Annotated in this window: 1 protein-coding gene; it reads left to right on the top strand. The window is 45.3% G+C overall.

Annotation, left to right across the window (positions count from 1 at the left end):
* Positions 1 to 167: 167 nt before the first annotated feature.
* A complete protein-coding gene (locus JHD59_RS21845) occupies positions 168 to 857 on the top strand; it encodes a GIY-YIG nuclease family protein (protein WP_199155815.1) in 690 nt (229 codons plus the stop codon).
* The last annotated feature ends 1031 nt before the right edge of the window (positions 858 to 1888 follow it).

Here is a 1888-nt window from a genome sequence, read left to right as displayed (position 1 = left end):
CCCCCCCCCCCCCCCCCCCCCCCCCCCCCCCCCCCCCCCCCCCCCCCCCCCCTTTTGAGTCTCGTGGGCTCGGAGATGTGTATAAGAGACAGCTGTCTAGCAGCGCACAAAGCATGCTTTCCCACGCCAAGCTAACGCTTAATTGCTTAACAAACAGGATTTTAAAAATGGAAAAGTTGGGTTTCATTTATCTCGCTTCCAAGCCAGGATTTAAAGATAATTTATTGAAAATCGGAGTATCGAAAAATCAGCCTCAATTAAGGTTGGCCGCTCTTAGCAAATCAACAGCGGCACCTGCCGAATTTGAATTGCTTTATGCCAATTCAACTCAGGACGCTAAGAAAGTTGAAAGCCGAGTACACTCTCTTCTTAAAAAATATAGATTTAGATCACAAAAAGAATATTTCAACATTGCACCGCCAGATGCGATTAAGGTGATAGATAAAATTATTGAATACACAAACTTCCCAATAAAACTATCCAATCAGATTGGGAAAAGCCATGATTTCATCAACTCTCACTACGTACCTAGGCTGAACATTCATGAAATCAACTTGTTTGGCCTGATTATGGCAGCCACCAATGATATGAGGCTTAGGCATATCTTTACAAGTCAACTTGATATACTAGATGGCTTCTTGGATGCCAAAACGGTCTCTCACTGGAAAAATATATCCATCGAATCATCTAGAAAAGCCATGAGGAAATTTCAAAAAAAAGCTGAGAAACTTGAAATCAAACTGATGCAAAATAAAGGAAATATTAAAATATTCAAAGAAATTAACTATCATCACGGTGAATTATGGTGGCTTTTTACTGAGGAATTTATCCCTCACTTTACGAATGATAAGATTTAAATCTCTATGTAAATTATAAATGACAGCATAAAAAGAGAGGCCGGTAGGAGAGGCTAAAAAAAAATCCCGCCGCTGCGTTACGACGACTTGCCGTACTCAAGTATTACCTGCGTCGACGCGCCTTGCCTCAGGCGTGCAACTGATTATTGTTAGTCGCTCTCATTGCTACTAAATGGACGGTCAGGGCTGATGGGGTGGACTTCCGCTTTGGCCGATCAGTGGACTTTGTGCCAGCCAGATCGATGGCAGTTCCGCCAAAACGGTCATTCGACCAGGTGATGGCGATAATCTGCAATGTGACGCTTTGCTGCTGCTCGGCCGTCGCGTTGAACGGCTGTATGCGCTGCCACAAGTGTGTTTATAGCCCGCAGAAAGTGACTTTGTGATCCAGTTACAGTAACCTCCAGTGCTGATAAAACCGTCAATTTGCGACAGGTGGCTAGTTACAGTATTTTCATCCGCACCGATGCCCCTTTAGTGCGGTAGTCTATGTGATCCGCCTATCAAACGTGACAGACGCCCGACAGGTGGTTGTAAACTATTATTAGGGTTGAATGCCCATGTTTCTCATGCAACGATGCCACCCGGGAATATTTGTAAGATCAATATTTTTTACACTAGTGGAATGAAACTGTTCGGCATTGAAGTATAGCAATACTTTTAATGCAAGGATGCCTGGATTGAATGAGCACATGAATAGTGGCAGTATAAGGGATTTATATCTTTCCATTAGACCTTCGATTCGTAACTGATCGAATTCAAGTACTAGGATTTCAGACTCTTCTGATTTTGGCACCAGTAGATGGACGATGCTATGAGCCGCTGGGTGTGTATATTGGCAAAGCTCGGAGTAACACTCGTACAGGTTGGGTATATCAGATTTCTCCAGTTGTTTGATATATTCAGCGGCTTGCTTTGCTTTGTGCGAAGGAGGGGCGCTGTCTCTTATACACATCTCCGAGCCCACGAGACTCAAAAAGGGGGGGGGGGGGGGGGGGGGGGGGGGGGGGGGGGGGGGGGGGGGGGGGGGG

The sequence above is a fragment of the Chromobacterium sp. ASV23 genome (assembly GCF_016428945.1).
GTDB classification, from domain to species: domain Bacteria; phylum Pseudomonadota; class Gammaproteobacteria; order Burkholderiales; family Chromobacteriaceae; genus Chromobacterium; species Chromobacterium sinusclupearum.
Note: the sequence above shows the minus strand (reverse complement) of the source record. Positions and strands in the feature narration are given on the sequence as shown.

Coding starts and splice junctions, on each gene's coding strand:
- JHD59_RS21845 (WP_199155815.1), top strand. CDS start 168: ATGGAAAAGTTGGGTTTCATTTATCTCGCTTCCAAGCCAGGATTTAAA.